The 21,296-nt window shown below is 69.1% G+C and carries 23 protein-coding genes; all 23 read left to right on the top strand.

From position 1 onward, the window contains the following. Window positions 1-66 precede the first annotated feature (66 nt). The 23 genes from GON04_RS23915 (at window position 67) to GON04_RS23805 (ending at window position 21,237) form a co-directional block, all read left to right on the top strand. Window positions 67-4,794 (top strand): glutamate synthase-related protein, encoded by a 4,728-nt coding sequence (locus GON04_RS23915; protein WP_157400459.1) that lies wholly within the window; start codon window positions 67-69, stop codon window positions 4,792-4,794. Window positions 4,795-4,818: 24 nt separating this feature from the next. Then, window positions 4,819-6,285 carry a glutamate synthase subunit beta gene (locus tag GON04_RS23910; RefSeq protein ID WP_157400458.1) on the top strand — a complete coding sequence of 489 codons (1,467 nt, stop codon included), beginning with the start codon at window positions 4,819-4,821 and terminating at the stop codon, window positions 6,283-6,285. Between the two features lie 199 nt (window positions 6,286-6,484). Next, a complete protein-coding gene (locus GON04_RS23905; RefSeq protein WP_157400457.1) occupies window positions 6,485-7,303 on the top strand; it encodes an ABC transporter ATP-binding protein in 819 nt (272 codons plus the stop codon). Next, the gene (gene mlaE, locus GON04_RS23900; RefSeq protein WP_157400456.1) at window positions 7,300-8,082 is read left to right on the top strand and encodes a lipid asymmetry maintenance ABC transporter permease subunit MlaE; all 783 of its coding nucleotides are present in this window, start codon (window positions 7,300-7,302) and stop codon (window positions 8,080-8,082) included. The genes GON04_RS23905 and mlaE overlap by 4 nt, the downstream gene beginning before the upstream one ends. A 9-nt stretch (window positions 8,083-8,091) precedes the next feature. After that, window positions 8,092-8,595 carry an outer membrane lipid asymmetry maintenance protein MlaD gene (gene mlaD / locus GON04_RS23895; protein ID WP_157400455.1) on the top strand — a complete coding sequence of 168 codons (504 nt, stop codon included), beginning with the start codon at window positions 8,092-8,094 and terminating at the stop codon, window positions 8,593-8,595. Next, window positions 8,592-9,383, top strand: a complete 792-nt coding sequence (locus GON04_RS23890) for an MlaA family lipoprotein (RefSeq protein WP_157400454.1) — start codon at window positions 8,592-8,594, stop codon at window positions 9,381-9,383. The genes mlaD and GON04_RS23890 overlap by 4 nt, the downstream gene beginning before the upstream one ends. 107 nt (window positions 9,384-9,490) lie before the next feature. Continuing rightward, window positions 9,491-10,141, top strand: coding sequence for an MlaC/ttg2D family ABC transporter substrate-binding protein (locus tag GON04_RS23885; protein WP_157400453.1), 651 nt, complete (start codon window positions 9,491-9,493; stop codon window positions 10,139-10,141). A 14-nt stretch (window positions 10,142-10,155) separates the two neighbouring features. Next, window positions 10,156-10,428 carry an STAS domain-containing protein gene (locus tag GON04_RS23880; RefSeq protein WP_181653739.1) on the top strand — a complete coding sequence of 91 codons (273 nt, stop codon included), beginning with the start codon at window positions 10,156-10,158 and terminating at the stop codon, window positions 10,426-10,428. Window positions 10,429-10,503: 75 nt separating this feature from the next. Next, on the top strand, window positions 10,504-11,427 hold the full coding sequence (locus tag GON04_RS23875) for an ABC transporter ATP-binding protein (RefSeq protein WP_157400452.1): 924 nt from the start codon (window positions 10,504-10,506) through the stop codon (window positions 11,425-11,427). Window positions 11,428-11,483: 56 nt separating this feature from the next. Further along, the gene (locus GON04_RS23870) at window positions 11,484-12,239 is read left to right on the top strand and encodes an ABC transporter permease (RefSeq protein ID WP_157400860.1); all 756 of its coding nucleotides are present in this window, start codon (window positions 11,484-11,486) and stop codon (window positions 12,237-12,239) included. A 10-nt stretch (window positions 12,240-12,249) separates the two neighbouring features. Further along, entirely contained in the window at window positions 12,250-12,498 is a 249-nt protein-coding gene (locus tag GON04_RS23865; RefSeq protein WP_157400451.1) for a BolA family protein, read from the top strand. A gap of 1 nt (window position 12,499) precedes the next feature. After that, on the top strand, window positions 12,500-13,768 hold the full coding sequence (gene murA, locus GON04_RS23860; RefSeq protein ID WP_157400450.1) for a UDP-N-acetylglucosamine 1-carboxyvinyltransferase: 1,269 nt from the start codon (window positions 12,500-12,502) through the stop codon (window positions 13,766-13,768). Between the two features lie 5 nt (window positions 13,769-13,773). Next, on the top strand, window positions 13,774-14,415 hold the full coding sequence (gene hisG / locus GON04_RS23855) for an ATP phosphoribosyltransferase (RefSeq protein WP_157400859.1): 642 nt from the start codon (window positions 13,774-13,776) through the stop codon (window positions 14,413-14,415). Between the two features lie 4 nt (window positions 14,416-14,419). Continuing rightward, window positions 14,420-15,739 carry a histidinol dehydrogenase gene (gene hisD, locus GON04_RS23850; RefSeq protein WP_157400449.1) on the top strand — a complete coding sequence of 440 codons (1,320 nt, stop codon included), beginning with the start codon at window positions 14,420-14,422 and terminating at the stop codon, window positions 15,737-15,739. Further along, window positions 15,736-16,815: a histidinol-phosphate transaminase gene (gene hisC, locus GON04_RS23845; RefSeq protein ID WP_157400448.1), complete on the top strand. Its 1,080-nt coding sequence runs from the start codon at window positions 15,736-15,738 to the stop codon at window positions 16,813-16,815. Before hisD ends, hisC begins: the two co-directional genes overlap by 4 nt. After that, the gene (gene hisB / locus GON04_RS23840; RefSeq protein WP_157400447.1) at window positions 16,812-17,408 is read left to right on the top strand and encodes an imidazoleglycerol-phosphate dehydratase HisB; all 597 of its coding nucleotides are present in this window, start codon (window positions 16,812-16,814) and stop codon (window positions 17,406-17,408) included. The genes hisC and hisB overlap by 4 nt, the downstream gene beginning before the upstream one ends. Window positions 17,409-17,436: 28 nt before the next feature. Further along, window positions 17,437-18,081 carry an imidazole glycerol phosphate synthase subunit HisH gene (gene hisH / locus GON04_RS23835; RefSeq protein ID WP_157400446.1) on the top strand — a complete coding sequence of 215 codons (645 nt, stop codon included), beginning with the start codon at window positions 17,437-17,439 and terminating at the stop codon, window positions 18,079-18,081. Between the two features lie 54 nt (window positions 18,082-18,135). Further along, on the top strand, window positions 18,136-18,879 hold the full coding sequence (gene hisA / locus GON04_RS23830; protein ID WP_157400445.1) for a 1-(5-phosphoribosyl)-5-[(5-phosphoribosylamino)methylideneamino]imidazole-4-carboxamide isomerase: 744 nt from the start codon (window positions 18,136-18,138) through the stop codon (window positions 18,877-18,879). A gap of 64 nt (window positions 18,880-18,943) precedes the next feature. After that, a complete protein-coding gene (hisF, locus tag GON04_RS23825) occupies window positions 18,944-19,723 on the top strand; it encodes an imidazole glycerol phosphate synthase subunit HisF (protein WP_157400444.1) in 780 nt (259 codons plus the stop codon). A 28-nt stretch (window positions 19,724-19,751) separates the two neighbouring features. After that, window positions 19,752-20,150, top strand: coding sequence for a phosphoribosyl-AMP cyclohydrolase (hisI, locus tag GON04_RS23820; protein WP_157400443.1), 399 nt, complete (start codon window positions 19,752-19,754; stop codon window positions 20,148-20,150). Continuing rightward, a complete protein-coding gene (locus GON04_RS23815; RefSeq protein WP_157400442.1) occupies window positions 20,147-20,512 on the top strand; it encodes a phosphoribosyl-ATP diphosphatase in 366 nt (121 codons plus the stop codon). The genes hisI and GON04_RS23815 overlap by 4 nt, the downstream gene beginning before the upstream one ends. Further along, window positions 20,509-20,865, top strand: coding sequence for a hypothetical protein (locus tag GON04_RS23810; RefSeq protein ID WP_181653738.1), 357 nt, complete (start codon window positions 20,509-20,511; stop codon window positions 20,863-20,865). The genes GON04_RS23815 and GON04_RS23810 overlap by 4 nt, the downstream gene beginning before the upstream one ends. A gap of 12 nt (window positions 20,866-20,877) precedes the next feature. Beyond that, entirely contained in the window at window positions 20,878-21,237 is a 360-nt protein-coding gene (locus tag GON04_RS23805; RefSeq protein WP_157400441.1) for a histidine triad nucleotide-binding protein, read from the top strand. Window positions 21,238-21,296: the final 59 nt, after the last annotated feature.

Here is a 21,296-nt window from a genome sequence, read left to right as displayed (position 1 = left end):
CTGCTTGGCACGGATGCTGCGCTGCACTATGCTCGCAAACCCTGATTCCCCCTTCTGGAGCGTGCCATGACGACGGCGGCCGAAATCAAACACCTGCAAGAACACGGCCTGTATTCAGCGGCCCATGAGCACGATGCCTGCGGTGTCGGCTTCGTTGCGCACATCAAGGGCGCCAAGAGCCATGCCATCGTCACGCAGGGCCTGAAGATCCTCGAGAACCTCGACCACCGGGGCGCCGTCGGTGCCGACAAGCTGATGGGCGACGGCGCCGGCATCCTGCTGCAGCTGCCCGACGCCCTGTACCGCGAGGAGATGGGCAAGCAGGGCGTCGAGCTGCCGCCGCCCGGCGAGTACGGCGTCGGCATGGTGTTCCTGCCCAAGGAGCACGCATCCCGCCTGGCCTGCGAGCAGGAGCTGGAGCGCGCCATCAAGGCCGAGGGCCAGGTGTTCCTGGGCTGGCGCGACGTCCCGGTCGACCGCGAGATGCCGATGTCGCCGGCGGTGCGCCTGAAGGAGCCGATCCTGCGCCAGGTCTTCATCGGCCGCGGCACCGACGTGATCGTGCAGGACGCCCTCGAGCGCAAGCTGTACGTCATCCGCAAGACCGCCAGCGCGGCGATCCAGCGGCTGCGGCTGAAGCACTCGAAGGAGTACTACGTGCCCTCGATGTCCAGCCGCACGGTGGTCTACAAGGGCCTGCTGCTGGCCGACCAGGTCGGCACCTACTACCTGGACCTGAAGGATCCGCGCTGCGTCTCGGCCCTGGCCCTGGTGCACCAGCGCTTCTCGACCAACACCTTCCCCGAGTGGCCGCTGGCCCACCCGTACCGCTACGTCGCCCACAACGGCGAGATCAACACGGTCAAGGGCAACTACAACTGGATGCGCGCGCGCGAGGGCGTCATGTCCTCCCCGGTGCTCGCGGCCGACCTGCACAAGCTGTACCCGATCAGCTTCGCCAACCAGTCCGACACCGCCACCTTCGACAACTGCCTCGAGCTGCTCACCATGGCCGGCTACCCGCTGTCGCAGGCCGTGATGATGATGATCCCGGAGCCCTGGGAGCAGCACACGCTGATGGACGAGCGCCGCAAGGCCTTCTACGAGTACCACGCGGCCATGCTGGAGCCGTGGGACGGCCCGGCCTCCATCGTGTTCACCGACGGCCGCCAGATCGGTGCCACGCTGGACCGCAACGGCCTGCGTCCGTCGCGCTACTGCGTCACCGACGACGACCTGGTGATCATGGCCTCCGAGTCGGGCGTGCTGCCGGTGCCCGAGAACAGGATCGTGCGCAAGTGGCGCCTGCAGCCGGGCCGCATGTTCCTCATCGACCTCGAGCAGGGCCGGATGATCGACGACGAGGAGCTCAAGGCCAGCCTCGCCAACAGCAAGCCGTACAAGCAGTGGATCGAGAACCTGCGCATCAAGCTGGACGACCTGTCGGACAACGCCGGTGACGCGCCGGCCAGCGAGGTCGAGCTGCTGGACCGCCAGCAGGCCTTCGGCTACACCCAGGAGGACATCAAGTTCCTGATGTCGCCGATGGCGCAGGCCGGCGAGGAGGGCATCGGCTCGATGGGCAACGACAGCCCGCTGGCCGTGCTGTCGAACAAGAACAAGCCGCTCTACAACTACTTCAAGCAGCTGTTCGCCCAGGTCACCAACCCGCCGATCGACCCGATCCGCGAGGCGATCGTGATGTCGCTGGTGTCGTTCATCGGCCCCAAGCCCAACCTGCTCGACATCAACCAGGTCAACCCGCCGATGCGGCTGGAGGTGAGCCAGCCCATCCTCGACTTCGCCGACATGGCGAAGCTGCGCAGCATCGAGAAGCACACCCAGGGCAAGTTCCGCAGCTACACGCTGGACATCACCTACCCGCTGGCCTGGGGCCACGAGGGCGTGGAGGCCAAGCTCGCCTCGCTGAATGCCGAGGCAGTGGATGCCATCCGCGGCGGCAAGAACATCCTGATCATCAGCGACCGCGCCGTCAGCCCCACCCAGTTGGCCATCCCGGCACTGCTGGCGCTGTCGTCGATCCACCAGCACCTGGTGCGGGAGGGCCTGCGCACCACCGCCGGCCTGGTGGTGGAGACCGGCTCGGCGCGCGAGGTGCACCACTTCGGCGTGCTGGCCGGCTACGGCGCGGAAGCCGTGCATCCCTACCTGGCCATGGAGACGCTGCTGGAGATCCACCGCGACCTGCCGGGCGATCTGTCGGCCGAAAAGGCGATCTACAACTACTCCAAGGCGATCGGCAAGGGTCTGTCCAAGATCATGTCCAAGATGGGCGTGTCGACGTACATGTCGTATTGCGGCGCCCAGCTGTTCGAGGCCATCGGCCTGAACAGCGACACGGTCGAGAAGTACTTCACCGGCACCGCCAGCCGCGTCGAGGGCATCGGCGTGTTCGAGATCGCCGAGGAGGCGATCCGCATGCACCGCGCCGCCTTCAGCGACGATCCCGTGCTCTCCACCATGCTGGACGCCGGCGGCGAGTACGCCTGGCGCACCCGCGGCGAGGAGCACATGTGGACGCCCGACGCCATCGCCAAGCTGCAGCACAGCGCGCGCGCCAACAACTGGAGCACGTACAAGGAGTACGCGCAGCTGATCAACGACCAGAGCCGCCGCCACATGACGCTGCGCGGCCTGTTCGAGTTCAGGGTCGACCCGGCCAAGGCGATCCCGGTCGACGAGGTCGAGCCGGCCAGGGACATCGTCAAGCGCTTCGCCACCGGCGCCATGTCGCTCGGCTCCATCTCGACCGAGGCGCACGCCACGCTGGCCATCGCCATGAACCGCATCGGCGGCAAGAGCAACACCGGCGAGGGCGGCGAGGACCCGGCGCGCTACCGCCAGGAGCTCAAGGGCATCCCGATCAAGACCGGCCAGACGATGGCCCAGATCATCGGCCAGGACGTGGTCGAGGTCGACATCCCGCTGCAGGACGGCGATTCGCTGCGTTCGCGCATCAAGCAGGTGGCGTCCGGCCGCTTCGGCGTGACGGCGGAATACCTGTCCTCGGCCGACCAGATCCAGATCAAGATGGCGCAGGGCGCCAAGCCGGGCGAGGGCGGCCAGCTGCCGGGCGGCAAGGTCTCCAAGTACATCGGCAAGCTGCGCTACTCCGTGCCCGGCGTGGGCCTGATCTCGCCGCCGCCGCACCACGACATCTACTCGATCGAGGACCTGGCGCAGCTGATCCACGACCTGAAGAACGTGGCGCCGCATGCCTCCATCAGCGTCAAGCTGGTGTCCGAGGTCGGCGTGGGCACCATCGCCGCCGGCGTGGCCAAATGCAAGTCGGACCACGTGGTCATCGCCGGCCATGACGGCGGCACCGGCGCCTCGCCGTGGTCGTCGATCAAGCACGCCGGCTCGCCCTGGGAGATCGGCCTGGCCGAGACCCAGCAGACGCTGGTGCTCAACCGCCTGCGCAGCCGCATCCGGGTGCAGGCCGACGGCCAGATGAAGACCGGCCGCGACGTCGCCATCGGCGCGCTGCTGGGCGCCGACGAATTCGGCTTCGCCACCGCGCCGCTGGTGGTCGAGGGCTGCATCATGATGCGCAAGTGCCACCTGAACACCTGCCCGGTCGGGGTGGCCACCCAGGACCCGGTGCTGCGCAAGAAGTTCGCCGGCAAGCCCGAGCACGTCGTCAACTACTTCTTCCACGTCGCCGAGGAAGTGCGCCAGATCATGGCGCAGCTGGGCATCCGCAAGTTCGACGACCTGATCGGCCGCAGCGACCTGCTGGACATGAAGAAGGGCATCGAGCACTGGAAGGCGCGCGGTCTCGACTTCAGCCGCCTGCTGGCGCAGCCGAACGTGCCGGCCGAGGTGCCGCGCTTCCACGTCGAGGAGCAGGACCACGGCCTGGACAAGAGCCTGGACAAGGTGCTGATCGAGCGCAGCCGGCCGGCCATCGAGCGCGGCGAGAAGGTGCAGTTCATCGAGGTGGCGCGCAACGTCAACCGCACGGTCGGGGCCATGCTGTCCGGCGCGCTGACCAAGGCCCACCCTGAGGGCCTGCCCGACGACACCATCCGCATCCAGCTGGAAGGCACCGGCGGCCAGTCGTTCGGCGCCTTCCTGGCCAAGGGCATCACGCTGTACCTGATCGGCGACGCCAACGACTACACCGGCAAGGGCCTGTCGGGCGGCCGCATCGTGGTGCGCCCCAGCATCGACTTCCGCGGCGAGGCCACGCGCAACATCATCATCGGCAACACCGCGCTATACGGCGCCACCACCGGCGAGGCCTTCTTCGCCGGCGTGGCGGGCGAGCGCTTCGCGGTGCGCCTGTCGGGTGCCACCGCGGTGGTGGAGGGCACCGGCGACCACGGCTGCGAGTACATGACCGGCGGCACGGTGGTGGTGCTGGGCAAGACGGGGCGCAACTTCGCGGCCGGCATGTCCGGCGGCATCGCCTACGTCTACGACGAGGACGGCCAGTTCGCCAGCCGCTGCAACACGGCGATGGTGTCGCTCGACGCCGTCGGCAGCGCCACCGAGCAGAAGGCCATCGGCGGCACCAAGCTGCACGGCGGCGAGACCGACGAGGCCCTGCTGCGCCGGCTGCTGGAGGAGCACAACCGCTGGACCGGCAGCCGCCGCGCCCGCGAACTGCTGGACACCTGGGCGAGCGCGCGCCAGAAGTTCGTCAAGGTGTTCCCCAACGAGTACAAGCGGGCGCTGGCCGAGATGCACGAGCGCGAGGTGGAGGAGGCCAGCACCGGCAACAACGCCCACGTGGCGATGAAGCACGAGCCGGTGGCGGCGAAGTAAGCGCGAGACGACGAGGAACAGGACATGGGAAAAGTCACCGGCTTCATGGAGTACGAGCGCGTCGAGGAGGGCTACAAGCCCGTGCCCGAGCGCGTGAAGCACTACAAGGAATTCGTCATCGGGCTGGACGACCAGCAGGCCAAGGTGCAGGGTGCGCGCTGCATGGACTGCGGCACGCCGTTCTGCAACAGCGGCTGCCCGGTCAACAACATCATTCCGGACTTCAACGACCTGGTGTACCGCCAGGACTGGGAGAACGCGTGGGTCGTGCTGGACTCGACCAACAACTTCCCCGAGTTCACCGGCCGCATCTGCCCGGCACCGTGCGAGGCGGCCTGCACGCTGAACGTCAACGACGATCCGGTCGGCATCAAGTCGCTCGAGCACGCGATCATCGACCGCGCCTGGGACAACGGCTGGGTCCGCCCGCGCGCGGCCAAGATCAGGACCGGCAAGAAGGTCGCGGTGGTGGGCTCGGGGCCGGCCGGCATGGCCGCCGCCCAGCAGCTGGCGCGCGCCGGCCATGACGTGACGCTGTTCGAGAAGAACGACCGCATCGGCGGCCTGCTGCGCTACGGCATCCCCGACTTCAAGATGGAGAAGTCGCACATCGACCGCCGGGTCGAGCAGATGAAGGCCGAGGGCGTCACCTTCCGCACCGGCGTGATGGTCGCGGACCTGCCCAAGGGCTCCAAGGTCACCAACTGGGCCAGGGAAACGGTTTCGGCCGAGCAGCTCAAGCAGGACTTCGACGCCGTCGTCCTGACCGGCGGCGCCGAACAGTCGCGCGACCTGCCGGTGCCCGGCCGCGACCTCGACGGCATCCATTTCGCGATGGAATTCCTGCCCCAGCAGAACAAGGTGAACGCCGGCGACAAGGTCAAGGGCCAGATCCGCGCCGACGGCAAGCACGTGATCGTGATCGGCGGCGGCGACACCGGCAGCGACTGCGTGGGCACCAGCAACCGCCACGGCGCCGCGAGCGTCGTGCAGTTCGAGCTGATGCCCCAGCCGCCCGAGGAGGAGAACAAGGAGCTGACCTGGCCGTACTGGCCGTACAAGATGCGCACCAGCTCCTCGCACGAGGAAGGCTGCGAGCGCGAGTTCGCCATCGCCACCAAGGAATTCATCGGCGAGAAGGGCAAGGTCACCGGCCTGAAGACCGTCCGGGTTGAGTGGAAGGACGGCAAGATGGTCGAGGTGGCCGGCAGCGAGCAGATGCTCAAGGCCGACCTGGTGCTGCTGGCCATGGGCTTCGTCAGCCCGGTCGGCAGCGTGCTCGAGGCGTTCGGCGTCGACAAGGACGCGCGCGGCAATGCCAAGGCCAGCACCGAGTTCATCGGCGGCTACGCCACCAACGTGCCCAAGGTGTTCGCCGCCGGCGACATCCGCCGCGGCCAGTCGCTGGTGGTGTGGGCGATCCGCGAAGGCCGGCAGGCCGCCCGCGCGGTCGACGAATTCCTGATGGGGTTCAGCGACCTTCCGCGCTGAGGCGGATCGGATCCAGCCGCAGGCACCCAGGGGCCGCCGGGCATGGCTCTTGCGGCCGCCGACGGGGTCCGCCAGGCCTTGGCTGACGGTTCTTCCAGACGGATGAGCGAACCCCCAGCCCGGCAGTGGGAGGAGGGTGGTCGTATCATTGGCGGTTCCGAATTGCCAGGCCGGGCACGCCCCGGCCTTTTCGTTCCGCATGCCCGAACCCCACGATAGCGCCCTGGTCGTCTGCCGCGAGCTCAGCTTCGGCTACGGCGCGCGCCGCATCCTGGACGGGGTGAGCTTCTCGGTGCCGCGCGGCAAGGTCACGGCGCTGATGGGTGCCTCCGGCGGTGGCAAGACCACCGTCCTGCGCCTGATCGGCGGCCAGGTGCGGGCCCAGCAGGGCAGCCTCACGTTCGACGGCCAGGAGGTCGGGACGCTGGACGCCGCCGGCCTCTACGCCATCCGCCGGCGCATGGGCATGCTGTTCCAGTTCGGGGCCTTGTTCACGGACATGTCGGTGTTCGACAACGTCGCGTTCCCGCTGCGCGAGCACACCGAGCTGCCCGAGGCCCTGGTGCGGGACATCGTGCTGATGAAGCTCAACGCGGTGGGGCTGCGCGGCGCCCGTGACCTCATGCCCAGCGAAGTCTCCGGCGGCATGGCGCGCCGCGTGGCGCTGGCCCGCGCCATCGCCCTCGACCCGGAACTGGTCATGTACGACGAGCCCTTCGCCGGCCTCGACCCGATCTCGCTCGGCACGGCCGCGCAGCTCATCCGCCGCCTGAACGACACCCTCGGCATCACCAGCGTCGTGGTCTCGCATGACCTGGAGGAGACCTTCCGCATCGCCGACCAGGTGATCGTGCTGGCCAACGGCCGCATCGCCGCCCAGGGCACGCCCGAGCAGGTGCGCGCCTCGGACGACCCGCTGGTGTCGCAGTTCGTCCACGCCCGCCCCGAGGGGCCGGTGCGGTTCCACTACCCGGGGCCCACCGTGGCACAGGATTTCGGGGGAGGCCTGGGCGGATGAGCTGGTGGAAACCTGCCGACGTCGGGTTCGCGACCCGCACCGCCCTGGCCAACCTGGGCCAGGGGGCCCGCCTGTTCGTGCGGCTGCTGGGCCTGTCGGGGCCGGCGCTGCGCCGTTTCGGCCTGGTGCGCGACCAGATCCACTTCCTGGGCAACTACTCGCTGGCCATCATCACGGTGTCGGGCCTGTTCGTCGGCTTCGTGCTCGGGCTGCAGGGCTACTACACGTTGCAGCGCTACGGCTCGTCCGAGGCACTGGGCCTGCTGGTGGCCCTGTCGCTGGTGCGCGAACTGGGGCCGGTGGTCACGGCGCTGCTGTTCGCCGGGCGCGCGGGGACCTCGCTCACGGCCGAGATCGGCCTGATGAAGGCCGGCGAACAGCTGTCCGCGATGGAAATGATGGCGGTCGACCCGGTGCGGCGCATCCTCGCGCCCCGCTTCTGGGGCGGCATCGTCGCCCTGCCGCTGCTGGCAGCGGTGTTCAGCGCGGTCGGCATCATCGGCGGCTACGTCGTGGGTGTGCTCCTGATCGGGGTCGACCAGGGCGCCTTCTGGAGCCAGATGCAGGGCGGCGTCGACGTCTGGCGCGACGTCGGCAACGGCGTCATCAAGAGCGTCGTGTTCGGCATCACCGTCACCTTCATCGCGCTGCTCGAGGGATTCGAGGCGCATCCCACGCCCGAGGGCGTGTCGCGGGCGACCACCCGCACCGTTGTCGTCGGCTCGCTGTCGGTGCTCGCACTCGACTTCGTGCTCACGGCCATGATGTTCAGCATCTGAGGCAAGGCTATGGATCGATCCAAGAATGACGTGTGGGTGGGGCTGTTCGTGCTGCTGGGCGCGGCGGCCATCCTGTTCCTGGCCCTGCAGTCGGCCAACCTGCTGAGCCTGAGCTTCCAGTCGACCTACCGCGTCACCGCCAAGTTCGACAACATCGGGGGACTCAAGCGCCAGGCGGCGGTCAAGAGCGCCGGCGTCGTGGTCGGACGCGTCGAGTCCATCGTGTTCGACGACAAGAGCTTCCAGGCCCGGGCCGTGCTGGCGCTGGAGAGCCGCTACCAGTTCCCGAAGGACAGCTCGCTGAAGATCCTCACCGCCGGCCTGTTGGGCGAGCAGTACATCGGGATCGAGGCCGGGTCCGACGAGAAGAACCTCGCCCAGGGCGATACCATCTCCACCACCCAGTCCGCCGTGGTACTGGAGAACCTCATCGGCCAGTTCCTCTACAACAAGGCCGAGGGCAGTGGCGCGAACAGCAATGCGCCCGCAGCAGGGAGTGCACCGAAGAAATGATTGATCACCCGATCGCGACCGGCCGCGGCCGGCGCTTCGTGGTTGCCGGGCTGGCGGTGGCCGTCGTGCTGGCGCTCAGCGCCTGCGCCACGGGGCCGAATGCCAACCCGCGCGACCCGCTGGAGCCGATGAACCGCGGCGTCAGCCGTTTCAACGAAGACCTCGACGACGTGCTGCTGAGGCCGACAGCCACTTTCTACCGGGACACCGTGCCGCCCCTGGTGCGCACCGGCGTGTCGAATTTCTTCGGCAACATCGGCGACGCCTGGTCGACGGTGAACAACCTGCTGCAGTTCAAGGTGCAGTTCGCGGCCGAGAGCCTGATGCGGTTCTCCGTCAACACCACCATCGGCATGCTGGGCGTGCTCGACGTGGCCAGCGACATGAACCTTGAGCGCCACCGGGAAGACTTCGGCCAGACCCTCGGACGCTGGGGCATCCCGGCCGGCCCCTACGTGGTGCTGCCGCTGCTGGGCCCCTCGACGCTGCGCGACACGGCAGCGCTGCCGATCGACTGGCGCGGCGACATCACCACGCACGTGAGCCCGGACGCGGCGCGCAACACCCTCATCGGCCTGCGCGTGATCGACGTGCGGACCAACCTGCTGCGCGCGAGCGATGTGCTGGAGGGCGCGGCCCTGGACAAGTACAGCTTCACCCGCGATGCCTACCTGCAACGCCGCCGGGCCGAGATCTTCGACTCCGGCAAAGAGGAGAATTCCGACGACGGCAGCGACAAGGAAGAGGCCCCGGCCGCGAGCCCGCCCGCGGCGCCGGCGTCGCGCTGAGGTCACAGCCTGTTGCAAGCGGCGGTGCCGGTGCGGAAACCCCGCCCGGGGCGCCGATTCCAATCATGGTGCGGACGAGTTCCGCAACAAAAGAAAGGTCAAAATCGATGAACAGACGTTATCTTGGTCGCGTGGCGGCTGCCGCCATCCTGGTCGGCACCTTCGGCGGCCTGATGCCGGCGGTCTCCTGGGCGGCCGACGAGGCGCCCGACGTGCTCATCAAGCGGATTTCCGACGAAACGCTGGGAGCCATCAAGGCCGACAAGTCCATCCGTTCCGGGGAGATCGACAAGATCATCGCGCTGGTCGACAGCAAGATCATGCCGAACGTGAACTTCCAGCGCATGACGGCCGCGTCCGTCGGCCCGGCCTGGCGCCAGGCCACGCCGGAGCAGAAGTCACGCCTGCAGGAAGAGTTCAAGACGCTGCTGGTGCGCACCTATTCGGGCGCCCTGTCGCAGGTGAACGACCAGGTCATCACGGTCAAGCCGCTGCGCATGGCGCCGGACGACAAGGAAGTGGTCGTGCGCACCGAGATCCGCGGCCGCGGCGATCCGATCCAGCTCGACTACCGGATGGAAAAGACGCCGGGCGAGGGCGCCGGCTGGAAGATCTACAACCTGAACGTGCTGGGCGTGTGGCTGGTCGAGACCTACCGCAGCCAGTTCGCGCAGGAGGTCAATGCCAAGGGCCTGGACGGCCTGATCACCGCGCTGGCCGACCGCAACAAGAACAACGCCGGCTCCAAGAAGAGCTGAGCGCGGATCTGCCGGTGCTGGTCATACCCACGCAGCTCACGCACGCGCAGGCCGCGGCTTGTGCCCGCATGCTGGCGCAGGCCTTGCAGTCCGAATCGCAGCCGCAGGCGGTGGTCGACGCCTCGCCGCTGCAGGCGTTCGATTCCTCCGCGATTGCGGTGCTGCTCGAGTGCCGGCGCGAGGCGCTGGCCATGGGCAAGACCTTCGCGGTGGCCCACATGCCGGCGCGCCTGCGCGAGCTGGCGGTCGTGTACGGCGTGTCCGAGTTGCTGCAGCCGGCCGCTTGAGGCGCAGCGGATGGTGGGGGCTTGTGCCGGGCGGCCGGGCCGCAACCGGACCGGCGCCTAAAATGGCGGGTTCCCATGCCCGCGATCTCGTTCCAGTCCGTCAGCAAGACCTTCCAGTCCCCGCGCGGCAGCCTCACCGCCCTCGACGGCGTGAGCTTCGACATCGCCGAAGGCGAGTTCTTCGGCCTGCTGGGGCCCAACGGCGCCGGCAAGACCACCCTCATCAGCATCCTCGCCGGCCTGTCGCGCGCCACCAGCGGCAAGGTTCGCGTGCATGGCCACGACGTGCAGGCCGACTACGCGCAGGCCCGGCGCCAGCTGGGCGTGGTGCCGCAGGAGCTGGTGTTCGACCCGTTCTTCACGGTGCGCGAGGCGCTGCGCATCCAGTCGGGCTACTTCGGCGTGCGCCGCAACGAGGCCTGGATCTCGGAACTGCTCGAGAGCCTGGGCCTGGCCGACAAGGCCAACGCCAACATGCGCCAGCTGTCCGGCGGAATGAAGCGGCGCGTGCTGGTGGCCCAGGCGCTGGTCCACAAGCCGCCGGTCATCGTGCTGGACGAACCCACCGCCGGCGTCGACGTGGAGCTGCGGCAGACCCTGTGGCAGTTCATCGCCCGCCTCCACCGCGAAGGCCACACCGTGCTGCTGACGACCCATTACCTGGAGGAAGCCGAGGCCCTGTGCCATCGCATCGCGATGCTCAAGACCGGCCGCGTGGTGGCGCTCGAGCGCACCAGTGACCTGCTCAAGGCGGCCTCCAGCAACGTGCTGCGCTTCAAGCTCGACCAGCAGCTGCCGGCCGAATTCGCCGCCAAGGCGCGCGTCACCGGCCGCATCGTGCAGCTGCCCGCGCACGACGCGCACGAGATCGAGAACTACCTGGCGGCGATCCGCCAGGCCGGCCTGCGGGTCGAGGACGTCGAGATCCGCAAGCCGGACCTGGAGGACGTGTTCCTGGACGTCATGTCGGCCGAGTACCAGCAACGGGTGGCCGCATGAGCGCCGTGCCCGACGACGTCGCCGCGCCGGTGCGCGGCCCGCTGGCCGTGGCGGCCCTGAGCGGCTGGCGCACGCTGCTGTACAAGGAGATCCTGCGGTTCTGGAAGGTGAGCTTCCAGACGGTGGCGGCCCCGGTCCTCACCGCCATGCTGTACCTGCTGATCTTCGGCCACGTGCTGGAAGGCCAGGTCAAGGTCTACGGCACCATCCCGTACACCGCCTTCCTCGTGCCCGGCCTGGTGATGATGAGCGTGCTGCAGAACGCGTTCGCCAACAGCTCCTCGTCGCTGATCCAGAGCAAGATCATGGGCAACCTGGTGTTCGTGCTGCTGACGCCGCTGTCGCACTGGAGCTGGTTCATCGCCTATGTCGGCTCGTCGGTCGCGCGCGGGCTGGCGGTCGGCCTGGGGGTCCTGGTCGTGACGTCGCTGTTCGCCGTGCCCGGCTTCGTGGCGCCGGTGTGGATCGTGGTGTTCGCGCTGCTGGGCGCCGCCATGCTGGGCGCGCTGGGCCTGATCGCGGGCCTGTGGGCCGAGAAGTTCGACCAGATGGCCGCGTTCCAGAACTTCGTGATCATGCCCATGACCTTCCTGTCGGGCGTGTTCTATTCCATCCATTCGCTGCCGGCGTTCTGGCAGGGCGTGAGCCACCTCAATCCCTTCTTCTACATGATCGACGGCTTCCGCTACGGCTTCTTCGGCGTGAGCGACGTCTCACCCTGGACCAGCCTGGCCGTCGTCGGCGGCGCGATGCTGGTCGTCAGCGCCATCGCCGTGCACCTGCTGCGCATCGGCTACAAGATCCGCGGGTAAGGCCCCATCCATGACTGCCGAGGAACTGCGCTCCATCATCGCCGCCGGCCTGGCCTGTGACCATCTCGTGGTCGAGGGCGACGGCCGCCACTGGTCGGCCGTCATCGTCTCGCCCGAGTTCGAGGGCAGGCGGTCGATCCAGCGCCACCAGCGGGTCTACGCCACCCTGGGTGCGAGAATGCAGACCGACGAGGTGCATGCCTTGTCGATGAAGACGTTCACGCCGGCCGAGTGGGCCGCGCAACACCACCAATCCTGAGATGGACAAGCTACTGATTCGCGGGGGCCGCCAGCTCCACGGCGAGGTTCGCATTTCGGGCGCCAAGAACGCGGCGCTGCCCGAGCTGTGCGCCGCCCTGCTGACCGACGAGCCGGTGACGCTGGAGAACGTTCCGCGCCTGCAGGACGTCGCCACCATGCTCAAGCTGGTGCGCAACATGGGCGTGGTGGCCGAACGGGGCCACGATGGGAGCGTCCGGCTCGACGCCGGCAAGCTCAGTTCGCCCGAAGCCCCTTACGAGCTGGTGAAGACCATGCGCGCCTCGGTGCTGGCGCTGGGGCCCCTGCTGGCCCGCTTCGGCGAAGCCACCGTGTCGCTGCCCGGGGGCTGCGCCATCGGCTCGCGCCCGGTCGACCAGCACATCAAGGGCCTGCAGCAGATGGGCGCCGAAATCGTGGTGGAGCATGGCTACATCATCGCCAAGCTGCCCAAGGGGCGCGATCGGCTGCGCGGCGCCAGCATCACCACCGACATGGTGACGGTGACCGGTACCGAGAACCTGCTGATGGCGGCGACGCTGGCAGACGGCGAGACCGTGTTGGAGAACGCCGCCCAGGAGCCGGAGATCACCGACCTGGCCGAGATGCTGGTGCGCATGGGCGCCCGCATCGAGGGCCAGGGCAGCAGCCGCATCCGCGTCCAGGGTGTGGCACGGCTGCATGGCTGCACGCACCGGGTGGTGGCCGACCGCATCGAGGCCGGCACCTTTCTGTGTGCGGTGGCCGCGGCCGGCGGTGACGTGGTGCTGCGGCACGCGCGCCCCGACCACCTGGAAGTGGTCCTGGAGAAGCTGCGCCAGGCCGGCGCCAGCGTGACCGCCGTCGATGACGGCATCCGCATCCACTCGGCCGGGCGCCTGAAGGCGCAGAGCTTCCGCACCACCGAATACCCGGGCTTTCCCACCGACATGCAGGCCCAGTTCATGGCCCTGAACGCCATCGCCGAGGGCCACTCGCAGGTCACCGAGACCATCTTCGAGAACCGCTTCATGCACGTCAACGAACTGGTGCGCCTGGGCGCGAAGATCCAGGTTGACGGCAAGCTGGCGGTGGTCGAGGGCGTCGAGGCGCTGTCCGGCGCGGCCGTGATGGCCACCGACCTGCGCGCCTCGGCCAGCCTGGTCATCGCCGGCCTGGTGGCTGCGGGCGAGACGGTGGTCGACCGCATCTACCACCTGGACCGGGGCTACGACCAGATGGAAACCAAGCTGCGTGGCATCGGCGCCGAGATCGAGAGAATCGGGGCATGAGCCAGATGATCACGCTGGCCCTGTCCAAGGGCCGCATCTTCGACGAGACGCTGCCGCTGCTGCGCGAAGCGGGCATCGAGGTGTCCGAGGACCCGGAGAAATCGCGCAAGCTGATCCTGGCCACCAACGATCCCGGCGTGCGCGTGGTGCTGGTGCGCGCCACCGACGTGCCCACCTACGTGCAGTACGGCGGTGCCGACCTGGGCGTCACCGGCCTGGACACCCTGATCGAGCACGGCAACCAGGGCCTGTACCAGCCGCTGGACCTGCAGATCGCCAAGTGCCGCGTCAGCGTCGCCGTGCGGGCCGACTTCGACTATGCCAATGCGGTGCGCCAGGGTTCGCGCCTGCGGGTCGCCACCAAGTACGTGGGCATCGCGCGCGAGTTCTTCGCCGCCAAGGGCGTGCACGTCGACCTGATCAAGCTGTACGGCAGCATGGAGCTGGCGCCGCTCACCGGCCTGGCCGACGCCATCGTCGACCTCGTCTCCACCGGCAACACGCTCAAGGCCAACCACCTGGTGGAGGTCGAGCGCATCATGGACATCAGCTCACGCCTGGTCGTCAACCAGGCTGCGCTCAAGTTGAAGCAGGCGCCGATGCGCCGCCTGATCGACGCCTTCGCGCGGGCCGTGCCCGCCGCCTGACGCGATGACCCTGCAAGCCCGCCCCCTGCGCCTGTCCACCGCCGATGCCGGCTTCGAGGCCGCGTTCCAGGCCCGCCTGCATTGGTCGGCCGACACCGACGCCCAGGTGGAGCAGGCGGTCACCGACATCCTGGCCGCCGTGCGCGCGCGCGGCGATGCCGCCGTGCTCGAGTTCACCGGCCGCTTCGACGGTCTGCCGGCCGATGCGATGCAGGCGCTGGAGCTGGCGCCGGCGGAACTGAAGGCGGCCTTCGACGGCTTGCCGGCCGCGCAGCGCCAGGCGCTCGAGGCGGCCGCCGCCCGCGTGCGCAGCTACCACGAGGCCCAGAAGCGCGCGAGCGGCGAGAGCTGGACCTACCGCGACGCCGACGGCACGCTGCTGGGACAGAAGGTCACGCCGCTGGACCGGGTGGGCATCTACGTGCCCGGCGGCAAGGCGGCCTACCCGTCGTCGGTGCTGATGAACGCCATCCCCGCCCACGTGGCCGGCGTCGGCGAGATCATCATGGTGGTGCCGACCCCGCGCGGCGAGCGCAACCCGCTGGTGCTGGCGGCGGCGCACGTGGCCGGCGTCACCCGCGCCTTCACCATCGGCGGCGCCCAGGCCATCGCGGCGCTGGCCTACGGCACGGCGACGGTGCCGCGGGTGGACAAGATCACCGGCCCGGGCAACGCCTACGTGGCCAGCGCCAAGCGGCGCGTGTTCGGCCAGGTCGGCATCGACATGATCGCCGGCCCGAGCGAGATCCTGGTGCTGGCCGACGGGTCCACGCCGGCCGACTGGGTGGCGATGGACCTGTTCTCGCAGGCCGAACACGACGAACTGGCCCAGAGCATCCTGCTGTGCCCCGACGCCGGCTACATCGCACAGGTGCAGCAGGCCATCGACCGCCTGCTGCCGGAGCTGCCGCGCGCGGCCATCGTCGCCGCCTCGCTCAACGGCCGCGGCGCGCTGATCCAGACCCGGTCGATGGACGAGGCCTGCGCCATCAGCAACCGCATCGCCCCCGAGCACCTGGAGATCGCCAGCGCCGAGCCGCACCGCTGGGAGCCGCTGCTGCGGCACGCCGGCGCCATCTTCCTGGGCGGCTACACGAGCGAGAGCCTGGGCGACTACTGCGCCGGTCCCAACCACGTGCTGCCCACCAGCAGCACGGCGCGCTTTTCCAGCCCGCTGGGCGTGTACGACTTCCAGAAGCGCAGCAGCCTGATCGAGGTGAGCGAGCAGGGCGCGCAGTCGCTCGGCCGCATCGCTTCGGTGCTGGCCCATGGCGAGGGCCTGCAGGCCCATGCCCGCGCCGCCGAGATGAGGATCAAGCCATGACCGCGACCCTGCCGCCGCAGCTGGCGCGCCTGATCCGCCAGGACGTGCAGGGCATGCACGCCTATGCGGTGCAGCCGTCGGCCGGGCTGGTGAAGCTGGACGCGATGGAGAACCCGCACCGGCTTCCCGCCAACCTGCAGCAGGCGCTCGGCGCGCGGCTGGGCGCCGTCGCGCTCAACCGCTATCCGGGCGAACGGGTCGACACCCTGCGCGCCGCCCTGAAGGCCTATGCGCAGGTGCCGGACGGCTACGACCTGATGCTGGGCAACGGGTCGGACGAGCTGATCTCGCTGCTGGCCATGGCCTGCGACGTGCCCGGTGCGTCCATCCTGGCGCCGCTGCCGGGTTTCGTCATGTACGGCATGAGCGCGCAACTGCAGGGCCTGAAGTTCGTCGGCGTGGACCTCACGCCCGACTTCGAGCTCGACGAGAGCGCAATGCTGGAGGCCATCGCCACCCACCAGCCGTCCATCATCTACCTGGCCTACCCCAACAACCCCACCGCCAACCTGTGGGACGACGGCGTCATCGAGCGCATCGTCGAGGCCGCGCCGGGGCTGGTGGTGATGGACGAGGCGTACCAGCCGTTCGCCAGCCGCAGCTACCTCGACCGCCTCACCCGCCATCCGCATGTGCTGCTGATGCGCACGCTGAGCAAGTTCGGTCTGGCGGGGGTCCGCCTCGGCTACATGGTCGGGCCGGCCGCGCTGATCGCGCAGGTCGACAAGGTGCGGCCGCCCTACAACGTCAGCGTCCTGAACTGCGAGGCGGCCCTGTTCGCCCTGGAGCACGCGGACGTGTTCCACCAGCAGGCGGCCGAGCTGCGGCGCGAGCGCGCCCTGCTGCTGGACCGGCTGGACGCCATGCCGGGCGTGCGGGCCTGGCGCAGCGACGCCAACATGATCCTGGTGCGGGTGCCGGAAGCCGCCCGCTCCTTCGAGGGCATGAAGGCCCGCGGCGTGCTCGTCAAGAACGTTTCTAGAATGCATCCCTTGTTGGCCAACTGCCTGCGCCTGACGGTCGGAACCACCGACGAGAACGCGCAGATGCTGGCGGCCCTGCAGGCAAGCCTATGACCATGGAACGCACCGCCGAGATCACCCGCAACACCGCCGAGACCCGCATCACGGCGCGCGTCGGCCTGGACGGCACCGGCAAGGCCAACCTTGCCACCGGCATCGGCTTCTTCGACCACATGCTCGACCAGATCGCCCGCCACGGCCTGATCGACCTGGACGTGCAGGCGCAGGGCGACCTGCACATCGACGGCCACCACACGGTGGAGGACGTCGGCATCACCATCGGGCAGGCAGTGGCCCAGGCCCTCGGCGACAAGAGAGGCATCCGCCGCTACGGCCATGCCTACGTGCCGCTCGACGAGGCGCTGTCGCGGGTGGTGATCGACTTCTCCGGCCGCCCCGGCCTGGTCATGAACGTGCCGTTCAAGAGCGGCATGATCGGCACCTTCGACACCCAGCTGGCGCATGAGTTCTTCCAGGGCTTCGCCAACCACGCCTTTGTGACCCTGCACATCGACAACCTGCGCGGCGACAACGCCCACCACCAGTGCGAGACCGTCTTCAAGGCGTTCGCCCGGGCCCTGCGCATGGCGGTCGAGCTCGATGCGCGTGCGGCCGGCACCATTCCGTCCACCAAGGGGTCGCTCTGACCGCGTCCGCGGCCCGGTCCCAGCCCGAATGCAAACGGTAGCGGTCGTCGATTACGGCATGGGGAACCTGCGGTCGGTCTCGCAGGCGGTGCAGCACGCCGCCAGCGGCACCGGCCTGGAGGTGGTCGTCACCTCCCGTCCCGAGGAGGTCCGGGCGGCCGAGCGCGTCGTCCTGCCCGGCCAGGGTGCCATGCCCGACTGCATGCGCGAACTGCGCGACTCCGGCCTGCTGCCGGCCGTGCTGGAGGCGGCCGCCGCCAAGCCGCTGTTCGGCGTCTGCGTGGGCATGCAGATGCTCCTGGACCGCAGCGAGGAGGGGCCGAGCGACGGCCTGGGCCTGATTCCCGGGGCGGTGCGCCGGTTCGAGCTGGCGGGCCGCCTGCAGCCCGACGGCAGCCGCTTCAAGGTGCCGCAGATGGGCTGGAACCGCGTCTTCCAGTCGCAGCCGCACCCCCTGTGGGCCGGCATCGACGAGGGTGCCTGGTTCTATTTCGTCCACAGCTTCTACGCCCAGCCGTCGGATGCGCGCCACAGCGCGGGCGAGGCGGACTACGGCGGGCGCTTTACCGCCGCGCTGGCCCGCGATAATATTTTCGCGACCCAGTTCCACCCCGAGAAAAGCGCCGACGCCGGCCTGGCCCTCTACCGAAACTTCCTGCGCTGGAAACCCTGAGCCATCGCGCAACGCGATGGCTGCCCCAACCGCAGCCCACCTCCCCGCCGATCAATGCTCCTCATTCCCGCCATCGACCTGAAGGACGGCCACTGCGTGCGCCTCAAGCAGGGGGACATGGACCAGGCCACGGTGTTCAGCGAGGATCCGGCCGCGATGGCGCGCAACTGGCTGGCCAAGGGCGCACGCCGGCTGCACCTGGTCGACCTCAACGGTGCGTTCGCCGGCAAGCCGCAGAACTTCGCCGCCGTCCGCGCCATCCTGAAGGCCGTCGGCGACGACATCCCGGTTCAGCTCGGCGGCGGCATCCGCGACCTCGACACCATCGAGAAGTACATCGACGGCGGCCTGCGCTACGTGATCATCGGCACCGCGGCGGTCAAGAACCCGGGCTTCCTGAAGGACGCCTGCAGCGCGTTCGGCGGCCACATCATCGTCGGCCTGGACGCCAAGGACGGCAAGGTCGCCACCGACGGCTGGAGCAAGCTCACCGGCCACGAGGTGGTCGACCTGGCGCGCAAGTTCGAGGACTGGGGCGTCGAATCGATCGTCTACACCGACATCGGCCGCGACGGCATGCTCACCGGCATCAACATCGACGCCACCGTGAAGCTGGCGCAATCGCTGCAGATCCCGGTCATCGCCTCCGGCGGCCTGTCCGGGCTGGCCGACATCGAGAAGCTGTGCGCCGTCGAGGACGAAGGCGTCGAGGGTGTCATCTGCGGCCGAGCCATCTACTCCGGCGACCTCGACTTCGCCCAGGCCCAGGCCAAGGCCGACGAACTCACCAAGGGCTGAGCGCCGGCCGGCCGGCGTTCAGCGCCCATCCGCTCGACGCGCCCGGCCCCACGCCGAACCTCCCATGCTGGCCAAACGCATCATTCCCTGCCTGGACGTCACCGGCGGCCGGGTCGTCAAGGGCGTCAATTTCGTCGAGCTGCGCGACGCCGGCGATCCGGTGGAGATCGCCGCCCGCTACAACGAGCAGGGCGCCGACGAACTGACCTTCCTGGACATCACGGCCACCAGCGACGGCCGTGACCTCATCCTGCACATCATCGAGGCCGTTGCGGCCCAGGTGTTCATCCCGCTGACCGTGGGCGGGGGCGTGCGCACCGTCGAGGACGTGCGCCGCCTGCTCAATGCCGGCGCCGACAAGACCAGCTTCAACTCGGCCGCCATTGCCAACCCCGACGTGATCAGCGCCGCCTCCGCCAAGTACGGCGCCCAGTGCATCGTCGTGGCCATCGACGCCAAGCGGCGCACCGGCGACGACCTGGCCGCCCGCGGTGACGGCTGGGACGTCTACAGCCATGGGGGCCGCCGGAACACCGGCCTCGACGCGGTGCGCTGGGCCACCGAGATGGCGCGCCGGGGCGCCGGTGAGATCCTCCTGACCAGCATGGACCGCGACGGCACCAAGGCGGGCTTCGACCTCGCGCTCACGCGCGCCGTCAGCGATGCGGTGGCCGTGCCCGTCATCGCCTCCGGCGGGGTCGGCAACCTCGACCACTTGGCCGACGGCATCCAGCAGGGCGGCGCCGACGCCGTCCTGGCCGCCAGCATCTTCCACTATGGGGACTACACGGTGGCGCAGGCCAAGGCGAGGATGGCTGAGCGCGGCATCCCCGTGCGCGTGTAGCCGGCGCCGGATAGCCGACAATCGGCGGATGGATTGGCTCGATGAGGTCCGCTGGGACCCCCAGGGACTGGTGCCCGTGATCGCCCAGGAAAGCGCCACCGGCGACGTCCTGATGTTCGCCTGGATGGACCGCGAGGCGCTGCGCCGCACCGCCGAGACCGGCCAGGCGGTCTACTACAGCCGCTCGCGCCAGCGCCTGTGGCCCAAGGGCGAGGAATCGGGCCATGTCCAGCAGGTGCACGAGATCCGGCTCGACTGCGACAACGACGTCGTCCTGCTGCGGATCACCCAGCTCGGGCACGATCCTTCCATCGCCTGCCACACCGGGCGTCACAGCTGTTTCTTCCAGCGACTCGAGGGGGGCGCCTGGACGGCGGTCGAGCCCGTCTTGAAAGACCCGGCCGCCATCTACACCTCGAAGGCATGAGCACCGACGATTCCCTGGCGCGCCTGGCGGCCGTCATCGAGAGCCGCAAGCCCGCCCGCGGCGGCGACCCGGAGCGCAGCTATGTCGCCCGGCTGCTGCACAAGGGGCCGGACGCCTTCCTCAAGAAGATCGGCGAGGAGGCCACCGAGGTCGTGATGGCCGCCAAGGACCTCGAGCGCGGGGGCGACCGCGCCGCGCTGGTCGGCGAGGTGGCCGACCTGTGGTTCCACAGCATGATCGCGCTGGCCCACTACGGGCTGGCGCCGGCCGACGTCATCGCCGAACTCGAGCGCCGCGAGGGCACCAGCGGCATCGAGGAGAAGGCCCTGCGCAAGGCGCGCGGGCGGGAGGCGGGCGAGTGAGCGAGACCGACTTCGCCACCTTCGACGCCAAGACCTCCGCCGACCGCACGGTGATGCACGTGCTGTACGGCATGCACACGATTGCCTGGGCCAGCCTGGGCACGCTGGCGGTCATCGCGCTGATCGTCAACTACATCAAGCGCGCCGACGAGCACGATGCCGTCTACGCGGCGCACCACGGCTACATGATCGCCACCTTCTGGTGGACCATCTTCTGGCTGCTGCTCACCTCCCCGCTGTACCTGCTGCTGATCTTCCCGGGCGTGGTGGCGCACGCGATCGTCGGCTTCTGGTACCTGTACCGCTGCATCAAGGGCTGGCTGCGCTTCGATGCCGGCCGTCCTCCCCGCTGAGTGCATGACGTCATGAGCCACGACCCGAACTGCCTGTTCTGCAAAATCGTCCAGGGTGCCATCCCGGCCCGCAAGGTGTACGAGGACGACGACATCCTCGCCTTCCACGACATCCATCCGTGGGCGCCGGTGCACTTCCTCATGATCCCCAAGCAGCACCTGCCGTCGCTGGCGCAGGTCACCGAGCAGCATGCGCCCATGCTGGGCCGCATGCTGGCGCTGGCGCCCAAGCTGGCGTTGCAGGAGGGCTGCCGGCCCTATCCCGATGGCGGGCACCGCGTCATCATCAACACCGGCGCCGAAGGTGGCCAGGAGGTGCACCATCTCCACATCCACGTGATCGGCGGCCCGCGACCCTGGCTCAAGGGATAGCGCCCCGCGGCTTCGGCCGCCGGGGTCTTCCGGGGGCGGCGCTCCCCGCCGACTAAAAT

This window comes from Ramlibacter pinisoli (assembly GCF_009758015.1).
GTDB classification, from domain to species: domain Bacteria; phylum Pseudomonadota; class Gammaproteobacteria; order Burkholderiales; family Burkholderiaceae_C; genus Ramlibacter; species Ramlibacter pinisoli.
The sequence above is the reverse complement of the archived record's forward strand: the minus strand, read 5'-3'. Positions and strand labels throughout refer to the sequence as shown.

Bases quoted from the DNA above. Each gene is read 5' to 3' on its own strand.
- mlaD (WP_157400455.1), top strand. From the start codon at position 8,092: ATGGATCGATCCAAGAATGACGTGTGGGTGGGGCTGTTCGTGCTGCTG.
- GON04_RS23910 (WP_157400458.1), top strand. From the start codon at position 4,819: ATGGGAAAAGTCACCGGCTTCATGGAGTACGAGCGCGTCGAGGAGGGC.
- GON04_RS23915 (WP_157400459.1), top strand. From the start codon at position 67: ATGACGACGGCGGCCGAAATCAAACACCTGCAAGAACACGGCCTGTAT.
- GON04_RS23865 (WP_157400451.1), top strand. From the start codon at position 12,250: ATGACTGCCGAGGAACTGCGCTCCATCATCGCCGCCGGCCTGGCCTGT.
- GON04_RS23890 (WP_157400454.1), top strand. From the start codon at position 8,592: ATGATTGATCACCCGATCGCGACCGGCCGCGGCCGGCGCTTCGTGGTT.
- hisI (WP_157400443.1), top strand. From the start codon at position 19,752: ATGGATTGGCTCGATGAGGTCCGCTGGGACCCCCAGGGACTGGTGCCC.
- GON04_RS23805 (WP_157400441.1), top strand. From the start codon at position 20,878: ATGAGCCACGACCCGAACTGCCTGTTCTGCAAAATCGTCCAGGGTGCC.
- mlaE (WP_157400456.1), top strand. From the start codon at position 7,300: ATGAGCTGGTGGAAACCTGCCGACGTCGGGTTCGCGACCCGCACCGCC.
- GON04_RS23885 (WP_157400453.1), top strand. From the start codon at position 9,491: ATGAACAGACGTTATCTTGGTCGCGTGGCGGCTGCCGCCATCCTGGTC.
- GON04_RS23875 (WP_157400452.1), top strand. From the start codon at position 10,504: ATGCCCGCGATCTCGTTCCAGTCCGTCAGCAAGACCTTCCAGTCCCCG.
- hisA (WP_157400445.1), top strand. From the start codon at position 18,136: ATGCTCCTCATTCCCGCCATCGACCTGAAGGACGGCCACTGCGTGCGC.
- GON04_RS23905 (WP_157400457.1), top strand. From the start codon at position 6,485: ATGCCCGAACCCCACGATAGCGCCCTGGTCGTCTGCCGCGAGCTCAGC.
- hisD (WP_157400449.1), top strand. From the start codon at position 14,420: ATGACCCTGCAAGCCCGCCCCCTGCGCCTGTCCACCGCCGATGCCGGC.
- murA (WP_157400450.1), top strand. From the start codon at position 12,500: ATGGACAAGCTACTGATTCGCGGGGGCCGCCAGCTCCACGGCGAGGTT.
- hisC (WP_157400448.1), top strand. From the start codon at position 15,736: ATGACCGCGACCCTGCCGCCGCAGCTGGCGCGCCTGATCCGCCAGGAC.
- hisG (WP_157400859.1), top strand. From the start codon at position 13,774: ATGATCACGCTGGCCCTGTCCAAGGGCCGCATCTTCGACGAGACGCTG.
- hisF (WP_157400444.1), top strand. From the start codon at position 18,944: ATGCTGGCCAAACGCATCATTCCCTGCCTGGACGTCACCGGCGGCCGG.
- GON04_RS23815 (WP_157400442.1), top strand. From the start codon at position 20,147: ATGAGCACCGACGATTCCCTGGCGCGCCTGGCGGCCGTCATCGAGAGC.
- hisH (WP_157400446.1), top strand. From the start codon at position 17,437: ATGCAAACGGTAGCGGTCGTCGATTACGGCATGGGGAACCTGCGGTCG.
- hisB (WP_157400447.1), top strand. From the start codon at position 16,812: ATGACCATGGAACGCACCGCCGAGATCACCCGCAACACCGCCGAGACC.